Source organism: Methylophilales bacterium MBRSF5 (assembly GCA_001044335.1).
GTDB lineage: Bacteria > Pseudomonadota > Gammaproteobacteria > Burkholderiales > Methylophilaceae > BACL14.
In genome coordinates, this window is the sequence record CP011001.1 from 577,521 (window position 1) to 596,234 (window position 18,714).

The 18,714-nt window shown below is 34.6% G+C and carries 21 protein-coding genes and 2 pseudogenes; 4 read left to right on the forward strand and 19 right to left on the reverse strand.

Going from position 1 to position 18,714, the window contains the following annotated elements:
* Positions 1-92 precede the first annotated feature (92 nt).
* The 15 genes and pseudogenes from UZ34_03160 to UZ34_03230 all read right to left on the reverse strand — a co-directional run bounded on the left by UZ34_03160 (position 93) and on the right by UZ34_03230 (position 11,023).
* Entirely contained in the window at positions 93-446 is a 354-nt protein-coding gene (locus UZ34_03160) for a hypothetical protein (protein AKO64431.1), read from the reverse strand.
* A gap of 12 nt (positions 447-458) precedes the next feature.
* On the reverse strand, positions 459-1,226 hold the full coding sequence (locus UZ34_03165; protein ID AKO64432.1) for a beta-lactamase: 768 nt from the start codon (positions 1,224-1,226) through the stop codon (positions 459-461).
* On the reverse strand, positions 1,226-1,999 hold the full coding sequence (locus UZ34_03170) for a DNAase (protein AKO64433.1): 774 nt from the start codon (positions 1,997-1,999) through the stop codon (positions 1,226-1,228). Before UZ34_03170 ends, UZ34_03165 begins: the two co-directional genes overlap by 1 nt.
* Positions 1,999-2,943 (reverse strand): hypothetical protein, encoded by a 945-nt coding sequence (locus UZ34_03175; protein ID AKO64434.1) that lies wholly within the window; start codon positions 2,941-2,943, stop codon positions 1,999-2,001. The genes UZ34_03170 and UZ34_03175 overlap by 1 nt, the downstream gene beginning before the upstream one ends.
* Positions 2,940-3,545 (reverse strand): thymidylate kinase, encoded by a 606-nt coding sequence (gene tmk, locus UZ34_03180; GenBank protein ID AKO64435.1) that lies wholly within the window; start codon positions 3,543-3,545, stop codon positions 2,940-2,942. The genes UZ34_03175 and tmk overlap by 4 nt, the downstream gene beginning before the upstream one ends.
* A complete protein-coding gene (locus UZ34_03185) occupies positions 3,545-4,567 on the reverse strand; it encodes a hypothetical protein (GenBank protein ID AKO64436.1) in 1,023 nt (340 codons plus the stop codon). The genes tmk and UZ34_03185 overlap by 1 nt, the downstream gene beginning before the upstream one ends.
* Positions 4,554-5,375, reverse strand: a complete 822-nt coding sequence (locus UZ34_03190) for a hypothetical protein (GenBank protein ID AKO64437.1) — start codon at positions 5,373-5,375, stop codon at positions 4,554-4,556. The genes UZ34_03185 and UZ34_03190 overlap by 14 nt, the downstream gene beginning before the upstream one ends.
* Positions 5,376-5,393: 18 nt before the next feature.
* Positions 5,394-6,626, reverse strand: a complete 1,233-nt coding sequence (locus tag UZ34_03195; protein AKO64438.1) for a 3-oxoacyl-ACP synthase — start codon at positions 6,624-6,626, stop codon at positions 5,394-5,396.
* An 8-nt stretch (positions 6,627-6,634) separates the two neighbouring features.
* Positions 6,635-6,868 (reverse strand): acyl carrier protein, encoded by a 234-nt coding sequence (locus tag UZ34_03200; GenBank protein AKO64439.1) that lies wholly within the window; start codon positions 6,866-6,868, stop codon positions 6,635-6,637.
* 76 nt (positions 6,869-6,944) lie between these two features.
* A complete protein-coding gene (gene fabG, locus UZ34_03205) occupies positions 6,945-7,679 on the reverse strand; it encodes a 3-ketoacyl-ACP reductase (GenBank protein ID AKO64440.1) in 735 nt (244 codons plus the stop codon).
* Between the two features lie 14 nt (positions 7,680-7,693).
* Positions 7,694-8,611 (reverse strand): hypothetical protein, encoded by a 918-nt coding sequence (locus UZ34_03210; GenBank protein ID AKO64441.1) that lies wholly within the window; start codon positions 8,609-8,611, stop codon positions 7,694-7,696.
* A gap of 1 nt (position 8,612) precedes the next feature.
* Entirely contained in the window at positions 8,613-9,563 is a 951-nt protein-coding gene (locus UZ34_03215; protein AKO64442.1) for a 3-oxoacyl-ACP synthase, read from the reverse strand.
* Positions 9,564-9,565: 2 nt separating this feature from the next.
* Complete coding sequence (locus UZ34_03220) at positions 9,566-10,576, reverse strand: phosphate acyltransferase (GenBank protein ID AKO64443.1); 1,011 nt, start codon at positions 10,574-10,576, stop codon at positions 9,566-9,568.
* Between the two features lie 8 nt (positions 10,577-10,584).
* Positions 10,585-10,764, reverse strand: a complete 180-nt coding sequence (gene rpmF / locus UZ34_03225; protein AKO64444.1) for a 50S ribosomal protein L32 — start codon at positions 10,762-10,764, stop codon at positions 10,585-10,587.
* 31 nt (positions 10,765-10,795) lie between these two features.
* Positions 10,796-11,023, reverse strand: a pseudogene (locus UZ34_03230) (hypothetical protein).
* A 257-nt stretch (positions 11,024-11,280) separates the two neighbouring features.
* On the opposite strand from UZ34_03230, the gene UZ34_03235 reads away from it, so the two are divergent.
* The 4 genes from UZ34_03235 to UZ34_03250 are packed head-to-tail and all read left to right on the forward strand — an operon-like array spanning position 11,281 to position 15,830.
* A complete protein-coding gene (locus tag UZ34_03235) occupies positions 11,281-12,699 on the forward strand; it encodes a pyruvate carboxylase subunit A (protein ID AKO64445.1) in 1,419 nt (472 codons plus the stop codon).
* A 3-nt stretch (positions 12,700-12,702) separates the two neighbouring features.
* A complete protein-coding gene (locus UZ34_03240; protein ID AKO64446.1) occupies positions 12,703-14,535 on the forward strand; it encodes a pyruvate carboxylase subunit B in 1,833 nt (610 codons plus the stop codon).
* A 12-nt stretch (positions 14,536-14,547) separates the two neighbouring features.
* Positions 14,548-15,126: a hypothetical protein gene (locus UZ34_03245; protein ID AKO64447.1), complete on the forward strand. Its 579-nt coding sequence runs from the start codon at positions 14,548-14,550 to the stop codon at positions 15,124-15,126.
* Positions 15,126-15,830 carry a hypothetical protein gene (locus UZ34_03250; protein ID AKO64448.1) on the forward strand — a complete coding sequence of 235 codons (705 nt, stop codon included), beginning with the start codon at positions 15,126-15,128 and terminating at the stop codon, positions 15,828-15,830. The genes UZ34_03245 and UZ34_03250 overlap by 1 nt, the downstream gene beginning before the upstream one ends.
* Here the strand turns inward: UZ34_03250 and UZ34_03255 are convergent.
* From UZ34_03255 to UZ34_03270, 4 genes and pseudogenes are all read right to left on the reverse strand, one after another.
* Positions 15,823-16,362 (reverse strand): hypothetical protein, encoded by a 540-nt coding sequence (locus UZ34_03255; protein AKO64449.1) that lies wholly within the window; start codon positions 16,360-16,362, stop codon positions 15,823-15,825. The genes UZ34_03250 and UZ34_03255 overlap by 8 nt on opposite strands.
* A gap of 53 nt (positions 16,363-16,415) precedes the next feature.
* Positions 16,416-17,483, reverse strand: a pseudogene (locus UZ34_03260) (hypothetical protein).
* Entirely contained in the window at positions 17,484-18,257 is a 774-nt protein-coding gene (locus tag UZ34_03265) for a UDP-N-acetylglucosamine acyltransferase (protein AKO64450.1), read from the reverse strand.
* Positions 18,258-18,704: a 3-hydroxyacyl-ACP dehydratase gene (locus UZ34_03270; GenBank protein AKO64451.1), complete on the reverse strand. Its 447-nt coding sequence runs from the start codon at positions 18,702-18,704 to the stop codon at positions 18,258-18,260.
* Positions 18,705-18,714 lie beyond the last annotated feature (10 nt).

Sequence of the window (18,714 nt, forward strand, 5' to 3'; positions counted from 1 at the left end):
AGATCCTTATTGTTAATTAAGTAGAGCAATTTTAATTTAGCATAAAAATAAAGCCCTGCAAACAGAGGGCTTTATTAAATACTAATATTATTTTAATTTGAAAATGCGATATTCATGCAGCGATCATTAATGAAAGTAAATTCAATACTTTTCCAAGTTGTATCTTTACCTGATTTGACAATATTAGAGTAATACCACATATCTACCTTATCTTTTTTCTTATTATCCTTGTTATCAGTTGGCCTACCGATGGTTTTAGAAGCGCCTTTAGGTTTAACAGCAATTTCTTTTTTGTCAGGTTCACCAAGATACTTAACTACCCTAGCCTTAGGCTTGCCATTAAAAATCGTTAAGAATTCATCTTCAGTATAGATTTTCTTTTCCGCATAAGTAATAGATGACATGAATACAGTGATTAGTGTTATTAATAAAAACTTCAATTTCATTTGTTCAACCTTCTAATTATTAATGTGTAATTTTAACCCATCGTAAGCTAAAAAAACATGCTCGGGTAAGCTTTCAGATACAGCATCATACTCTATATCATGAGTCATATGAATTAAAAAAGTTCGTTTTGGGTTGATTTTTTCGGCCATAACCAAACTTTGCTTAAAACCATAGTGAGAAAAATGGGGCTCAAACCTCAAACAATCAAGCATTAAAGTATCAATACCTTGTAATAATTCAAGTGTTGAATCAGGAATTTCGGATACATCGGTAATGTAGGCAAAGCAGCCAATTCGATAACCCAATATCTCCATCCTTCCATGGATCACAGGGAGTGGAATAACTTCATGACTTCCAACATTAAATGATTGATTCACCACTTGAGCATGCAACACTGGAGTTTCCCAAAACTTAGTTTCCTCACGAATTGCGTATTGAAACTTTAATTTGAGTTCACTCATGGTATTTTGATTGGCAAAAATGGGGATGGCTTTTTTATATTTTTGACAATACGCTCGTAAATCATCCATGCCGTGACAATGGTCGGCATGATGATGAGTGTATAGGACCGCATCAATCTTATCGATAGATTCTCGCATGGCTTGCATTTTAAAATCTGGAGAAGTATCAATTAAGATATTTGTGCCATCATCCATAGTAATTAGCGAAGAGCATCTTGATCTTTTATTTTTTGGGTTATCTGAATGACATACTGCACACTCACATCCAATGACCGGTGTACCTGCACTTGAGCCCGCGCCTAAAACTGTAACCCTCATTACGATTGTTTACACTTAGAAAAAAGATCAAAAAAATTAGATGTAGTCATCTTTGCTACATCTTCCACTGAGATATCTTTAAGTCGGCTAATTTCCTCCGCAACATGGATTACTTTGGATGGGTCATTGGTTTTACCGCGAAAAGGAACTGGGGCTAAATATGGTGAATCTGTCTCAATTAACATCCGCTCTAAAGGTATTTTTGTTGCTGTTTCTTTTAAATCTTTGGCATTTTTAAAAGTCACAATACCTGAAAAGGAGATAAAGAAATCCAACTCAATAGCCTGCATTGCCATCTCATATGTTTCAGTAAAACAGTGCAGTACTCCTCGAGTTCCCGGCCTGAGTTCCTCTTTTAAAATTTGAATAGTATCTTCGCGAGCTTCTCGAGTATGAATAATCAGTGGCAGGTTTGCCTCATTGGCTGCACGAATGTGAGTTCTAAATCTTCTCCTTTGCCACTCTAGATCTCCTTTCAGGCGAAAATAATCTAGTCCTGTTTCCCCGATGGCAACTACTTTATCTTTTGATCCAATGTTCACTAATTCATCGACTGTTGGCTCAACAATATCCTCATAGTCTGGATGAACTCCTATAGAGGCGAATAGATTGTCATAATTTTCGGTCAATTCATTTATTTCAGGAAATTTGTCCATTTCCACACTGACACAAAGAGCATGTGTAACTTGATTATCCTGCATGTTAGTTAGAATCTCCGGTAAATTCTTTCTTAACTCTGGAAAATTTAAATGACAATGTGAATCTACGTACATTAAGCAAATATCCTTTTGTAGTCGATCATTAAGTTATCAAGAGCAATAGACTTATTAATTGTTGTTTCAGATAACCTTCGATACTCAATTAAATTTTTATAAAAATTCAACAACTCTTTATAGGAAAGTTGATTACTGATAAGTTCAATCTGATCTAGCAGATTTTTGAAGTAGTAGACCGTACTAAACTCTTTAAAATGAGCTAGGTCAGCAATCCATTTTTGCATCAAATCGACAAAAAATTGGGGTCCTGAAGCTAACAAACTCTCATTAACATCCATCATATCGAAACTCTTTCCACGGAGAAAAATTTTAACTATGGAATTTATGAGCTCTTTATCATCGGCCATTTGAATTGCTAAAAAAGGTTTGCGCTCAGCTAAATCTAAAAACTTAATAGCTTCTGGATGTTCATCTTTTAAATAGTCTTCACATTGCTTGTTGGTGGGTGAAGCTAGTTTATGAATCGTTGCACGACTACGAATAGTCGGTAATATTTTGTGAAGATTGGAAGTAAGTAAAATAAAAAATGTATTATTTGGTGGCTCTTCAAGATTTTTTAACAATGCATTTGCAGCGCTTGAGGTTAAATAATGAGTGTTTTTAATAAAAATAACTTTTTTATCACGTTCGCTTGTGCTGGCTAGCTCTATAAATGAGGACAATTCTCTAATTTGGTCTATAGTTATAACATCACTTTTTAATTCTATATTTTTATCAATGAGCCTAATGTTTGGATGTTCATAAACAAGATATCGACATGAGGGACAAGCATTGCAGGTTTTGTTTTCATCGGTTAAATTTTCACATAGTAACTTTTTTAATAGATTCTCCAATAATTGATTTGCTCCAACTCCCTCTTCGGCAACAAATAAATGTGTTTGTGTTTTTATTAAGTCTGAAATAAATGCAGAAGAATGATATTGTTCAAACCAATTGATCATTTGACTAACTCATCTAATTTTTTAGAAATAATCTGTTGTATTTGATCAATGGTTTGTGATGAATCAATCACATAAAATCTTGTGTGTGCCTTAGCTAATTCAAGGTAGACTTTTCTCACCCCATTAAAAAATGCTGACGATTGTTTTTCAAATTTATCTAAGTTACGCTCATTGGAGATTCTAGAATGAGCGGTATCTGGGTCAAGATCAAACAAAAAAGTAAGGTCAGGGGTAAGGTTTGGATGCACCAATTCTTCTAGTGATTTAACAAAAGACTTATCAATACCCTTCCCTCCTTGCTGATAGGCATAGCTTGCATCAGTAAATCGATCACAGATGATAGATATATTTGACTGCAGCGCAGGATGAATAACAGTAACTAGGTGTTCATGTCGTGCAGCAAACATCATCATAGTCTCGGTACCAACATCCATATCATCATGCAAAAGTAATTGTCTTAACTTTTCACCAATTTCAGTACCACCGGGCTCTCTTGTCAGTTTATTTTGAATATTTTTTTTATTAAGGTAGTTTTGAATAAATTCGAGGTGTGTCGATTTTCCTGCACCGTCTATTCCTTCAACTGTAATAAAATAAGCCATTATTTTTTCTTAATTTTTCTTTGAAAAATATTTACTGCTTTATTGTGTTCTTCAAGGGTAACTGAAAATTTATGTCTATGGTTACCCATAGAGACAAAATACAAAGCATCAGTTTTTGCTGGATTTAATGCTGCATTAATCGACTGATAACTAACAATACATATAGGAGTTGGCGGTAATTCTTTTCTGGTGTAAGTATTATGTGGATGATCTTTTCTTAAATCTTTTTTTCTAATGTTGCCATCAAATTTCTTAATTCCATATATCACTGTTGGATCACTCTGTAATGGCATCCCCATTTTTAGTCTATTCACAAACACACCAGATACCTCAGAGGCTTCATCATAAAAGACCACCTCTTTTTCAATGATGGACGCCATGATTAATGCTTCATATTGGTTATCGTATGGAAGATTTTGCTGTCGATGATTCCAGGCTAACTTTAGTTTCTTATCCAGGTGATTATGTGCTGTTTTTAAAAGCTCAATATCTGTGGTATTTTTTGTAAAATAATAAGTATCCGCATAAACCAGGCCCTCCAAACTTTTTGCCTCAACATTCATTAATTTTAAAATTTTTTCTTCATCAAACTCATCGACGGTTTGTTTGATATTTGGATTTTTTTTAATTAAATTAAATATCTGCTGCATGGTTTGACCCTCAACAAAAGTAATTGCGTGAGTGGTCTCTAAGCCCTGAGTAATCATACGAATAAGATCTACAGAATTATCGCCATTATTTATTCTATAACTCCCCTTTTTAATATTATTTTGATTTCCGGTAATGTAAAAAAGAGTTTTAAATCTCCAAGTCGAGGTAATTAATCCATTGTCATAAAACATTTTGATAACTGAATTAAGCGTTGAGCCTTCTGCAATTTCAAAATCTTGATTATTTTCAGTAATATTCACTTTGAAAAATAATAAATGGATAGAAAGGAGGATAAAAATAAGAACAAATGCAATTCTATAAAAGACGTAATGTTTATCAAACAAAAAGGCTAATAATTTATTTTTTTGCATATTCTAAATTAAGGTTTCTATTTAATTCTTTAACGATTTCTAAGTTAGTGTCAAACGTAAATTCATCGTATTTTTTTACTGGAATAACTCCATAAACTGAGTTCATCATATACATTTCTTGATATCGATTCACTTTATCATAATAGATAGATTTAAAATCATAAGCTATATTATTTTTAGTTAAATAATTGACTAGAAGTTCACGACTAACCCCAACGAGCCCTGACTCTTGATTACTTGGTAATATAAATTTTGATTTTGTCCGAAAAAAAATACAGTGAAATGCTCCCTCAATAACTCTGTTTTTTTGATCCAAAAAGACTCGATCGGTAATATGTGCTTTTTTACCTTCCAAGGCAAGAACATTTAATATGCGATTGAGGTGTTTTAATTCAGAAATGATATTTTTTTCAATTGGAAAATGTACTGATTCAACTAGAACACCCTTTTGACTCTCAATGAGACGCTTATGATCAAAGTCATATGATTGAATCACTATATTTGGCTGGATAGTCCGATCATATAGGTAACCTCGGCTAGATTCTCCTCTAGTTATAATCACCTTGATAATTTTTATACTGGATTGATTACAAACTTTTAAAACATCAGCTAATAAAACATCCTTTTTCGGAGCTTTGATGCCAATGATTTTTGCATCATTTTTTAATTTTTTATAATGCAGACTAAAGTGAGGTATCTTTCCATTATTGTAGACAAATGTTCTGAACACTCCATCACCGAATTGAAAACCTCGGTCATTAATTGAAATTAGATTGGTAAATTTTCCATTAACAAGTGTTTTATTCACAACTTATTACAGTAAGTATCAAATGGTGTTAAATACTAAACTACCATTAGTTCCACCGAAACCAAAATTATTTTTTAATGCAGCTTTAACTTGAAGATCTCTAGCTTCATTAGGAACATAATCCAGATCACATTCAGGATCAGGGTCTGTAAGGTTGATAGTTGGTGGTGATTTTTGGTGATGCAAGGTTAAAACTGTAAAAATTGATTCAATACCCCCTGCGCCACCTAAGAGATGACCCGTCATTGATTTGGTTGAATTTACAGCTAATTTGTATGCATGATCTCCAAAGAGCTCTTTAAGGGCATTAGTTTCATTAATATCACCCAATGGTGTCGAGGTACCGTGAGCATTAATAAAACCAATATCTTGTGGATTTAAATTCGCATTTTTTAAAGCATTAGCCATCGACCTTCTTGGTCCATCAGTCGACGGAGCTGTAATATGATATGCATCCGCACTCATTCCGTAACCAGAGAGCTCAGCATAGATTTTAGCGCCCCGTTTTTTTGCAGACTCATATTCTTCTAACACCATTACCCCGGCTCCTTCTCCAATGACAAAACCATCACGGCCTTTATCCCATGGTCTTGATGCTGATGCTGGATCATCATTTCGATTTGATAATGCTTTTGCGGAGGCAAAGCCTGCAACAGATAACTCTGTAATTGCCGCTTCTGAGCCACCAGCAACCATAACATCTGCGTCACCATATTCAATCATTCTTGCCGCATCACCAATACAGTGAGTTCCGGTAGTGCAAGCAGTAACTATTGAAATATTTGGACCTTTAAGCCCATACATGATTGATAAATTACCAGAAATCATATTGATAATGGTTCCTGGAATAAAAAATGGAGAAACTCTTCGTGGCCCAGATTCATCGTATGTATTATTAGTACTTTCAATCATACCCAAACCACCAATGCCTGATCCAATTGCTACACCAATTCTTTCAGCATTTTGCTCATTCACTTCCAACCCAGAATCATTAAATGCCTCGATACCAGCCACTAAACCATACTGAATGAAGGCATCAATTCTTCTAACTTCTTTTGGAGGTAAATACTTGCTAGGATCAAAGTCTTTAACTTCGCCAGCAACTTGTGATGCAAAAGCACTGGCATCAAACTTTGTGATTTTGGTTATACCAGAAACGCCATTTAATGCGTTATTCCAGGATTCATTCACTCCTATTCCAATAGGAGTGACCAAACCCAGTCCAGTCACAACGACTCTTCTGCGAGACATTTTAGGAATTATTGATTGTTATTGATGTAATCAATAGCTTGTTGAACAGTTGTAATTTTTTCAGCTTGTTCGTCAGGAATTTCTGTGCCGAATTCTTCTTCAAGAGCCATTACTAATTCAACTGTGTCGAGGGAGTCCGCACCTAAATCATCAATGAAAGATGATTCGTTTTTAACACTAGCTGCGTCTGTACCTAATTGCTCAGATACAATTTTTTTAACTCTTTGTTCGATGTCAGACATCTAATTACCCCTTAAATATTAAAAAACGCTATTTTAGCAAAAAGAATCAATTTTGATGCAAAAAAGTTCATTTTTTTTACACCATCAACATGCCGCCATTGACATGAATTGTTTCGCCTGTTATGAAGGATGAATCCTCAGATGCAAGAAAGCAAACCGTCTTTGCCACATCTTCTGGATTACCTAGCCTAGCCAAAGGGATCAAGCTGATTAGTTTATCCTTGTGCTCATCATTTAGTCCCTTGGTCATATCCGTATCAATAAAACCCGGTGCAACGCAATTAACGGTAATATTTCTACTACCCAACTCCTGAGCCAATGATTTAGAAAAACCTGCGATACCAGCTTTAGTTGCAGCATAATTTACTTGTCCCGCATTACCCATATGGCCAACTACTGAGGAGATATTAATAATTCTTCCGGATCTTTTTTTCATCATAGGTCTTAAAACAGCCTGTGATAATTTGTAGACAGATTTTAGGTTAGTCTGAATAACGCTATCCCAATCATCATCAGACATTCTCATAAGTAAAGTATCTTTTGTAATACCAGCATTATTGACTAAAACATCAATATCGCCATGATTTTCAGATATTGTTGAAATTAGATTGGTGATTGAGTCATTGTCATTAACATTCAAAACATATCCCTTACCCTCTAGATTATGAATTTGAAAGTTTTTTTCAATTATTTCTGCACCCTGTGGAGATGTCGCTGTCCCTATCGTCAAAAACCCTTGTTTCGATAACTCAACTGCGATTGCAGCCCCTATTCCTCGACTTGCTCCTGTAACTAATGCTATTTTTTTCATAATTAATCTCTGCTTTATAATTCTTTGAATGCTTCATCAGAATTTATTGTGAAGTGTTTAATATCTTCTGACTTAGTAATTCTTCTGTTTAGACCCCAAAGTACTTTACCAGGGCCAGATTCAATAAAATTACTCACCCCTTGCTTTTCTAGATATTGAATTGATGCAGTCCACTTCACTGGATTGAATAACTGAGCAATAAGATTTTCTTTTATCAGGTTTCTATCAACCACGCCTGTTGCATTTACATTTTGAACAATTGGAATATCTGCATCATTAAACTCAAAATCATTTAAGTAACTTTCAAAATCTTCTGCAGCTGAACGCATTAAGCTACAGTGAGATGGAACACTCACTGGCAGTAAAAGAGCTCTTTTTGCACCACTATCTTTAAATTTCTCCAAAGACTGTCCAATTAATTTCTTCTCACCTGCCACTACAATTTGCCCCGGTGAGTTGTAATTGACAGGCTCAATCACTCCAGTTGATTGCAATGTCTTGCAAATCCCCTCAACAACAGTGTCTTCCAAGCCTAAGATAGCAGCCATAGCTCCCTCTCCTGTAGGAACAGCATTTTGCATCAGCTGAGCCCGTTTCTGAACAATTTGTATTGCTGCGTCAATAGAAAAAACCCCTGCAACACATGCCGCAGTAATCTCACCAAGGCTATGACCTGCAACATAGTCAACCTGCAAACTCGATTTTTTTTCCTTTAGTAACAGATAAGTTACGTAGCCCGACAAAAACATAATAGGCTGGGTGTAAATAGTTTGATTAATCTTGTCATTGTCAGATGTTATTAAATCTAACAGATCTTCACCAAAAATATCTGATCCCATATCAAATACTTCTTTAATAAGGCTACTATCAAACCCGTCCATCATTCCAATTGATTGAGACCCCTGTCCAGGAAATAGCAAGACACTTTTCATATTAAACCTTTATAAGTGATGAGCCCCAGGTAAATCCTCCACCAAAAGCCTCCATTAAAATTATTTCATTCTTCTTAATGCTTCCAGAAGTAATACCTTCGTTAAGAGCCAAGGGAATCGATGCAGCAGAAGTATTGCCATGTTTGCTGATTGTGACAATCACTTTATCCATAGTCATATCTAATTTTTTAGCTGTTGCTTGAAGAATCCTAATGTTAGCTTGATGAGGGACAAGCCAATCAATATCTCCCTTTGAAAAATCAGTTCCTTGAAGAGTTTCATCAACGATTTGATCAAGTGTATTCACAGCAATTTTAAAGACTGCATTTCCTTGCATTTCTATTGTATTAGGTTTGTTATCTTTAGGTTTACGAGGTACGTGTAATAGATCCTCATATTCTCCATTACTATTTATAATGCTTTTAATAATGCCCGGCTCTTCTGATGCCTCTAGAATAACTGCGCCTGCTCCATCACCCCAAAGAATCGCGTTTGAGCGATCGGTATAATCAGTAATGGTTGACATGCAATCAGCTCCAATAACTAAAATTTTCTGATACATGCCAGATTTAATAAAGCTATCAGCGGTTGTTAAGGCGTATATAAAGCCACTACACACAGCCTGAACATCAAAAGCAGGAATATTTTTTATACCTAACTTACGTTGAACCGAACAAGCTACACTAGGAAAAATTTTATCAGGCGTTGTGGTCGCGACAATGATTAAATTAATATCATTTTTATCATAAGAAGATTTCTCAATGGCATCTAATGCAGCAAAATATGCAAGGTCGGAGGTAAACTGACCATCTTCAACAATATGCCTTTGTTCTATACCTGTTCTGGTTCGAATCCACTCATCGGAGGTATCAAAAATTTTTTCAAGATCTGTATTGGATAATATTTTTTTTGGCAAAAAAGATCCTGTAGCCACAATTTTTGAGTAACTCATAATTAGATTAATTTTTGATCTATTTTTAACTGTTTGGAAATTTTAGCAATCATCTTACTATTCGCCTCCTCATAGGCAGTCATTAAGGCATGCTCAAACGAGAATGCATCTGCACTACCATGACTCTTCACAACTATACCATTTATTCCCAAAAAAGCAGCGCCATTGTAACGCCTTGGATCGAGTCTCTTTTTAAAAGCTTTTAAAACAGGGAGGGAGAATAATGCCAAAAACTTTGTACCAATATTTTTCTTGAATTCTTGTCCAAGAAAGTCAGCAAACATTTTTGCTAAGCCCTCGGTGGTTTTCAAGGAAATATTACCAACAAAACCATCGCAAACTACAACGTCAGTTGTACCTTTAAAAATATCATTTCCTTCAACGTTGCCATAAAAATTTAAATGACTCTTTTTTAATAATTCATAAGTTTCTTTGGTGACTTCATTACCTTTAATAGATTCTGAACCGATATTTAAAAGCCCAACTGATGGTTTCTTTTTTTTCGATATCACCGCAGAAAGTATGGACCCCATAATAGCAAATTGAGTTAAATGATGACTTGTACAATCAGCATTAGCTCCCAAATCCAGCATACAAGATGTTCCTTTTTGATTTGGCAGGAATGACGCGATGGCTGGACGATCAATTCCAGGTAACATCCTTAAGACAAATCTACCTGTGGCCATTAAGGCTCCAGTATTACCGGCACTCACAATAGCATCTGCTACCCCTTCTTTTACCAAATTAATGGCAAGTCGCATTGATGAGCTTTTCTTATTTTTAAGTGCAGATTGGGGAGATTCGTCCATTGTAACGAATTGTGTTGTGTGAATTATTGATAATCTGTCAAAAGACTCTATAGGTTTTTTTAAAAACTTTTTTATTGTAGATTGATTACCAACTAAAGTAATGGAGGCATCAGGGTGTGATTTAAGGAAATTTAAGGAAGCTGGAACAGTGATTTTGGGACCAAAATCACCGCCCATTGCATCAACAGATATTGATACAGTCATTTAAATAGTTACTCAGGTTTGTCTTGAATAACTTTTTTACCTTTGTAAAATCCTGTTGGTGATACATGATGTCTTAAATGTACTTCTCCAGTGGTTGGCTCAACTGCCAAAGCTGGATTATCAAGACCGTCATGCGACCTTTTCATATTTCTTCTTGAAGGTGATTTTTTACTCTTTTGAACAGCCATATTTATTCCTTAATTAATTACACTCAAATGCATGTTTAGGTGAAGTAGGCAATTCTAATAGAATCTCATCCTCAATAAAAGATAATAAATCAAAATTATCAATAATTTCAATTTTAATATCATCTATAACATGCTTTTCCGACTTGCTGCTTGCCTGTACTAATTCATAACGATTGGATGTTTTAAGTTTGAGCTCAACATCCTCCAAGCAACGATAACATAACAGCCTCAAATCGATGTTTAACTCTAGATTTAAGAAATGTTGTCCATGAACTTCGGAAATCGAAACATCATAAAACAAGCTATCGTCATCAGATATTTTAAAATCTGATAATCGGTTAAATTTAAAGACCGGAATTTTATCACATATCCTCTCCTTTTTTGCAATAAATCTATATAAATCAAAGTTTTGTAAATTGTAGTTATTCTTCATTAAAGTGCTAAAATAATAGGGATATATATCTCCCATGATATAATCAAAAATTCAAAATTCAATCAACTTTACGGATAAACGATTTGTTTAACAAAATTTTAATTGCAAACCGTGGGGAAATTGCTGTGCGCATTATTCGCGCTTGCAAAGAAATGGGCATTACAAGTGTGGCTATTTTCTCTGATGCGGACAGACATGCTTTACATGTTAAAAAAGCTGATGAGTCTTACTTTGTTGGCGATGATCCACTTAAAGGTTATTTAAACGCACACAGGATAGTCAACATTGCAGTTACAGCCAGATGTGATGCAATTCATCCAGGTTATGGTTTTTTATCTGAAAACCCTGAATTAGCAGCTATTTGTGCAAAACGCGGTATTAAGTTTATTGGTCCTGAAAGTTCTATTATTCACAAGATGGGTGACAAAATACAAGCTAGAAAAGCCATGATTGAAGCTGGGGTCCCTGTAACGCCTGGAAGTGATGGAAATATCAATAGTGTTGAAGAAGCTCAATCCTTAGCAAATGAAATTGGTTATCCGGTCATGCTTAAAGCAACAAATGGAGGTGGTGGGCGTGGTATTAGAAGATGTGATAACGATAAAGAATTAGTTTCTAATTACGATCGTGTAATTTCAGAAGCTACTAAAGCATTTGGAAATCCTGAACTGTTTATGGAAAAGTGTGTTGTATCTCCAAAGCATATTGAAGTTCAAATCTTGGCAGACTCACATGGAAACGCTATTCATTTATTTGAGAGAGATTGTTCTATTCAGCGAAGAAACCAAAAGCTTATTGAAATTGCCCCATCCCCTCAACTATCAAACGAGCAAAGAGATTACATTGGTAACCTAGCAGTAAAAGCCGCTAAGGCGGTGAATTATGAAAATGCGGGCACTGTAGAATTCCTGCTTGACCAGGATGATAATTTTTATTTCATGGAGATGAATACCAGATTACAAGTTGAGCACACGATCACGGAATCCATTACAGGAATTGATATTGTTCAGGAGCAAATTAGAATTGCTTTTGGCCACCAATTAAGATTTAAACAAGAAGATGTTAATTTTCGAGGTTTTGCTATCGAATTCAGAATTAATGCTGAGGATCCAAAGCAAGAATTCCTGCCCTCTTTTGGTAAAATAACCAGGTATTATGCAGCTGGGGGGCCAGGAGTACGTACAGATGCATCCATATATACTGGTTATGTTATTCCACCATATTACGACTCTATGTGTGCCAAATTAACTGTTTGGGCACTCACTTGGCAAGATGTTGTTCAGCGTGGAAAACGTGCTCTTGATGATCTTGTTATTTATGGTGTAAAAACAACAATTCCTTATTATTTAGAGATTTTAAATAATGAAAGTTTTAAAGAGGGTGAATTTGATACTTCCTTTGTAACATCCCACCCTGAATTAACTGATTTTAACGACGAGCTTCCACCAGATGTTATCGCCGCTGCTATATCGGCTGCTATTGCCGCACATGAAGGTATGTAAATTATGAAAAAAATTGATATTACAGAATTAGTTTTACGAGATGGTCATCAGTGCCATATTGCAACCAGATTAAGAACTGAGGATATGCTCCCTATTTGTAATGAGCTCGATAATCTCGGATTTTGGTCAGTTGAGGCTTGGGGTGGTGCTACTTTTGATGCCTGTGTGAGATATTTGAGAGAGGATCCATGGGAAAGGCTTAGAAGATTAAGACATGCTTTACCTAACAGTAGGATACAAATGTTACTTCGTGGCCAAAATCTTCTTGGATACAGGCATTATTCAGATGATGTAGTGGATCTTTTCGTGAAAAAATCAGCTGACAATGGCGTGGATGTTTTTAGAATTTTTGATGCAATGAATGATTTAAGAAATATTCAAACATCATTAGAGTCAGTGAAAAAATATAAAAAACATGCGGAAGTTGCGATTAGCTACACCACCTCTCCTCTTCATAACGTAGACTACTTTACTGGCCTTGCTAAAGAAATTGAAAATTATGGTGCTGACAGCTTGGCTATTAAAGATATGGCTGGCTTACTGACTCCAAAATCAACAAAAGATTTAGTAACAAGTATTTCTAAAGAAATTTCATTACCAATCCATATTCATAGCCATGCAACTTCCGGTTTAGCAACAGCTAACTTATTTGCTGCTGTTGAGTGTGGCGCAACTATGATTGATACATGTAACTCAAGCTTCTCAGAAGGAGCAAGTCATCCAACAACAGAGTCTGTTATCGCCGGTCTGCATGAGCTTGGTTATGAAACAGGAGTTCAGCTAGATAAAATTGAAAACATTACTTCATATTTAAAAGATATTAGAAAAAAATATTGGCAATTTGAATCTGAATTTACTGGTCTTGACCCAAGAGTCTTAATTAATCAAGTTCCAGGTGGAATGATTTCTAACTTATCTAGTCAATTAAAAGACCAAGGCGCATTAGATAAAATGAATGAGGTGCTCGCTGAAATTCCTAACGTTAGAAAAGATTTAGGTTACCCTCCTCTTGTTACGCCAACATCACAGATTGTTGGAACGCAAGCAGCGTTAAATATTATTACTGGCGAGCGGTACAAATCAATTACCAATGAAGTTAAAAATTACTTTTTAGGTGAATACGGTAAAGCTTTAGGTGAGATCAATCAAGAGGTTATGAGAAAAGCTATTGGTGATGAAAAGCCAATGACTTGTAGACCCGCAGATAAGCTGAAGCCGGAAATCAATAACCTAAAAGTAAAATGTGAGGATGTTGCAAAATCTGAAGAAGATCTATTAACGTATGCTATGTTCCCAGATCTAGCAAATACTTTCCTTAAAGAAAGGAATGCAGGAACACTAGAGCCTGAGGAACTGCTCGATATAGAAGAGTCAAAATCAAGTGCTACTAAATATGCCCCGTCTGAATTCAATGTAACCCTTCACGGGGAAACTTATCACATTAAACTTACTGGTTCCGGAAATCCAGGCCAGCATGAAAAACCCTATCATGTGGTTGTAGATGGCATCTCTGAAGAAGTTCTCATTGAAACATTGGATATGGTTGAAGTGGGCAACAGTGAAGCTTCTAAAACTACCTCAGGTGCTCCTAAATCTCAGGGTAATTTGAGGCCAACACATGATGGTTGTGTGACAACTGCCATGCCAGGAACCGTTATTGATATCAAGGTAAATGTTGGCGACCAAGTGAATGCTGGTGATTCGCTCATTGTAATTGAAGCAATGAAGATGGAAAATGAAATCCAGGCACCTAGATCTGGGACTGTGGTTGGAATACATATTTCCAAAGGTCAAAGCATATCTCCCGATGTTACCTTAATTGAGATACAAGCTTAATTTCAAGACTTTATGGAAACAAAAATAATTCTAGCCTCCTCGTCAGTTTATAGGAGAGAATTGCTAAAGAGAATTGTTTCTGACTTTGCATTCATCTCACCAGAAATTGAAGAGAGCCAAAGAGATGATGAATCTCCAATAGAGATGGCTCTCAGGCTATCTGAAGAAAAAGCAAAAAAAATTGCAGCGTCATCAGGCAATAACTCCATTATCATAGGTTGCGATCAAACCGCTGTGGTTGAAAATACTATCCTACAAAAACCAATGACATACGAAAATGCATTCAAACAGTTGCAATTTCTAAGTGGAAAAGTAGTGAAATTTTATAGTGCATTTTGTGTATTAAATAATAATAATCAGACCGTCATTTCAGACTACTCAGAATTTGAAGCCAAATACAAACTGCTCACTGATGATCTGATAGATAAATATTTAAAGAAGGATGAGCCCTATTTTTGTGTTGGTAGCATCAAATCTGAGTCTTATGGAATTACCCTGCTTGAAAGTATTAAAAATGATGACCCAACGTCCATTATTGGACTGCCACTTATCAAGATATCCAAAATTCTAATGGACGAAAATATTATCTAATGACAAACAAAAATGGAGATTTGTACGTTATACCCACTCCACTGAATGAAGATTTAGACGATTTCTATACTCCAAAGCAAAAAAAAAGAATTAATCATATTCAACACTTTGTGGTTGAAAATAAAAAGCCTGCAAGAAATTCTTTAAAAAAACTTGAATTAAATACATCCCTTCAAGAGCTAAAACTTCACGAAAATAACAAAAATGTCCAATTGAATTATGAAGAAGTATTAGACATTCTTAAATCAGGCAGTGACGTTGGATTAATTTCTGATTGTGGTCTTCCGGGAGTATCTGATCCAGGATCAGAATTGGTTCTTAAATGTCATTTCGATAACATAAAAGTAAAAACTATTGCTCAAGAATCATCAATTCTGTCATCGCTTGCTTGCTCAGGATGTAATGGACAGAACTTTGAATTTATTGGTTATCTTCCGATTGACAAAAATAAAAGAAAAAAATATTTAAGTAACTTAGCTGTAGAAATTAAAAAATCAAAAAAAACTTTTATATTTATTGAGACACCTCATAGAAACTTAGAAACATTCCAATTTTTATTAGAAAGTTTAAATACTGAAAATTTAGTTTGCATCGCTTATGATATAAATGGTGATTCTGAATCTATCCTTACAAACTCAATTAAAGGTTGGGAGAAAATAAATATTGAGTTTGAAAAGAAGCCGTGTATTTTTTTAGTTAACTAAAAGGCTTAAAGGTTAGTCTATGAATATTACATGAACCATACTGCTTTATAGCTTCTAAATGCAGCTTGGTTAAATAACCCTTATGTTTATCAAAATGATAATTGGGATATTTTAATGAAATGTAATTCATTAAATGATCTCTGTAGACTTTTGCAATAATGGATGCAGCGCTGATCTCAGTATATAACTTATCCCCGTTAATATGAGCTACTGCACCATCAATTTTGGGAGTAAATTTACCATCACATTTAATTGAGCCAGATTTATGACGCAAATTAATATACGCTTGTTCCATGGCAAGTAAAGAGGCCTTATGAATATTTATTTCATCTACAATCCTAGAATTTATTACAGATATGGAGAAGTCAACACATTTCTTTTTAATTTCTTTATCTTGGATTTCTCTTCGTTTGGCAGATAAAAGCTTAGAATCAGAGACAAGAACATCAAAAGACTCATCTATTACAACAGCTGCTGCAACAACAGGTCCTGCTACACACCCGCGACCAACCTCATCAATACCTATCTTCATTTAGAAAATATCTTTTTACAAATCAATTCATTGGTATTTGACATATGAAGTTTATGAATTTTTTTAAATTCTTCAATCTGATTTTTTCTTAAAGTGCTTTCGTTTAATAACCTCTCAATTTCATAAGATATATTCTCAATGTTGGCTTTTTTATGTATTAATTCTGGGACAATACTTTTTCCACTAAGAATATTTGGTAAGCTAATAAATTTAGATTTCAGTAGTAATTTAAAAATCCAATATGAAATCGAAGACAGTCTATAAAAAACGACCAAGGGTGTTTTATAAAAAACTGATTCAAGAGTTGCGGTCCCTGAAGCTATGATTGCAACGTCACTAGCATTTAGAATATCATGCGAATGGCCGTGAATAGTTTTTATATTTTGTAAATTTAAATCATAAATTTTTTTATTTATAAAAATTAGATTTTCTTTTGATGTAACAGGGATAAGGAATAATAAATTACTATATTTTTTGGTTAAATTATCTGCTGCTTCAATTAATACTTTCGTGTTCCATAACACCTCCGAATTCCTGCTTCCAGGAAATAATGCAACAATTTTTCCCTTATGATCAATTTTAAGCTTATCTATTGCTTTTTGATAATCAGGTTTAAAAGGTATTTCATTTGCAAGAGGGTGTCCTACATAGGTTAGTTTTTTATAACCAAATTTATTTAGAAACTTTTTTTCATGAAAAAATATTGTAAATAAATGATCGAAATACGAATTAAATTTTTTTATTCTTGACGACCTCCAAGCCCAAACAGATGGGCAGACATAATGAAAAACTTTTACATTTTTTGATTTAAGTTTTTTTTCGATAAAAAAATTAAAATCAGGTGCATCTATCCCGATATATATATCAGGTTTTTCGGTATTTAAATAATCCAAAAAATCACTTCTAAATTTGGTTAACTTTCTCAGATTAAATAAGATTTCAAAGAAACCTCTTTTTGAAAGGCTGCTGATATTGAATTTTGAAAATAAGCCTTGTTTAAAGCAATTAGGTCCAGTTATACCTACGATCTGAATATCAGGATAATTTGATTTGATGTATTTTATCAAAGAGGCAGCAAAAATATCACCTGACAGCTCACCAATGCCAATGGCTATCTTCATTTACCGCACTATTCCTCTTTGGGATGATTTGATAGATTTAGTTAATTTAATAATATGTTTATTATTAGACTGGTCTAAAATTTTTAGAGCTTCGTCCACGGTATTATTTTCTCTGTAAATAATTTTATATGCCTTTTTTAGCTCATCAAGATCGTCTGAAGAAAAGTTTCTGCGCTTTAAACCCTCAATATTTAGTCCGCTTGGTGAAGCCTTTTCTCCATGAACCATTAAAAAGTCTGGGATATCTTTAAATACTTTAGTACCAACTGCAGACATTATATGAGAGCCAATTTTACAAAACTGGTGAACCAGTGTGAAGCCTCCAAGTATTGCAAAGTCACCAACCACAACATGACCAGCCAATGAGGAGTTATTCGCCATAATTATATTATTAGCAACTACACAGTCGTGAGCAATATGAACGTAGGCCATAATCCAATTATTAGATCCAATTTGGGTAATTCCATTGTCTTGAGCTGTTCCAGTATTAATAGTGCAAAACTCTCTAATTGTGTTTGAATCCCCTATCTTGAGCTTTGTTTCTTCATTATTGTATTTTTTATCTTGAGGAGCTTGGCCAATACTATTATGAGAAAAAATATTATTATTTTTACCAATTGAAGTTATCCCTTCAATAACTACATGTGATCCAATAATTGTATTTTCATCAATTGATACATTTTTATTAATAATTGAATAAGGACCAATCTTTACAGATGGATGAATACTGGCACCATTTTCAATAATCGCAGTTGGATGAATGTTTTTTGACATTTATTTCTGGATATTTTTTAAGATACACATCATTTCAGCTTCGGCAACTATTTGATCGTCAACTTTAGCTTGAGCTTTGTACTTCCAAATTCCTTTCAACACTCTGTCAATTTTGACATTCAACAGAAGTTGGTCGCCTGGCGAAACTGGTTTCTTGAATCTTACATTATCTATACCAGCGAAGTAATAAACCGAATCTTCCGAAGGAAGTACATTCATCGTTTTAAATGATAAGACGGCTGCCGCTTGTGCCATTGCTTCAACGATTAAAACACCTGGCATTACCGGATGATATGGAAAATGACCTGGGAAAAATGGTTCATTAATAGTTACATTTTTTATAGCGGTTATCTCTTCATTTAGCTTAAGATCAATTACTCTATCTATCAAGACAAAAGGATACCTATGGGGCAAATGATTTAGAATTTCATGAATATCCAATTGCATACTTAAACTC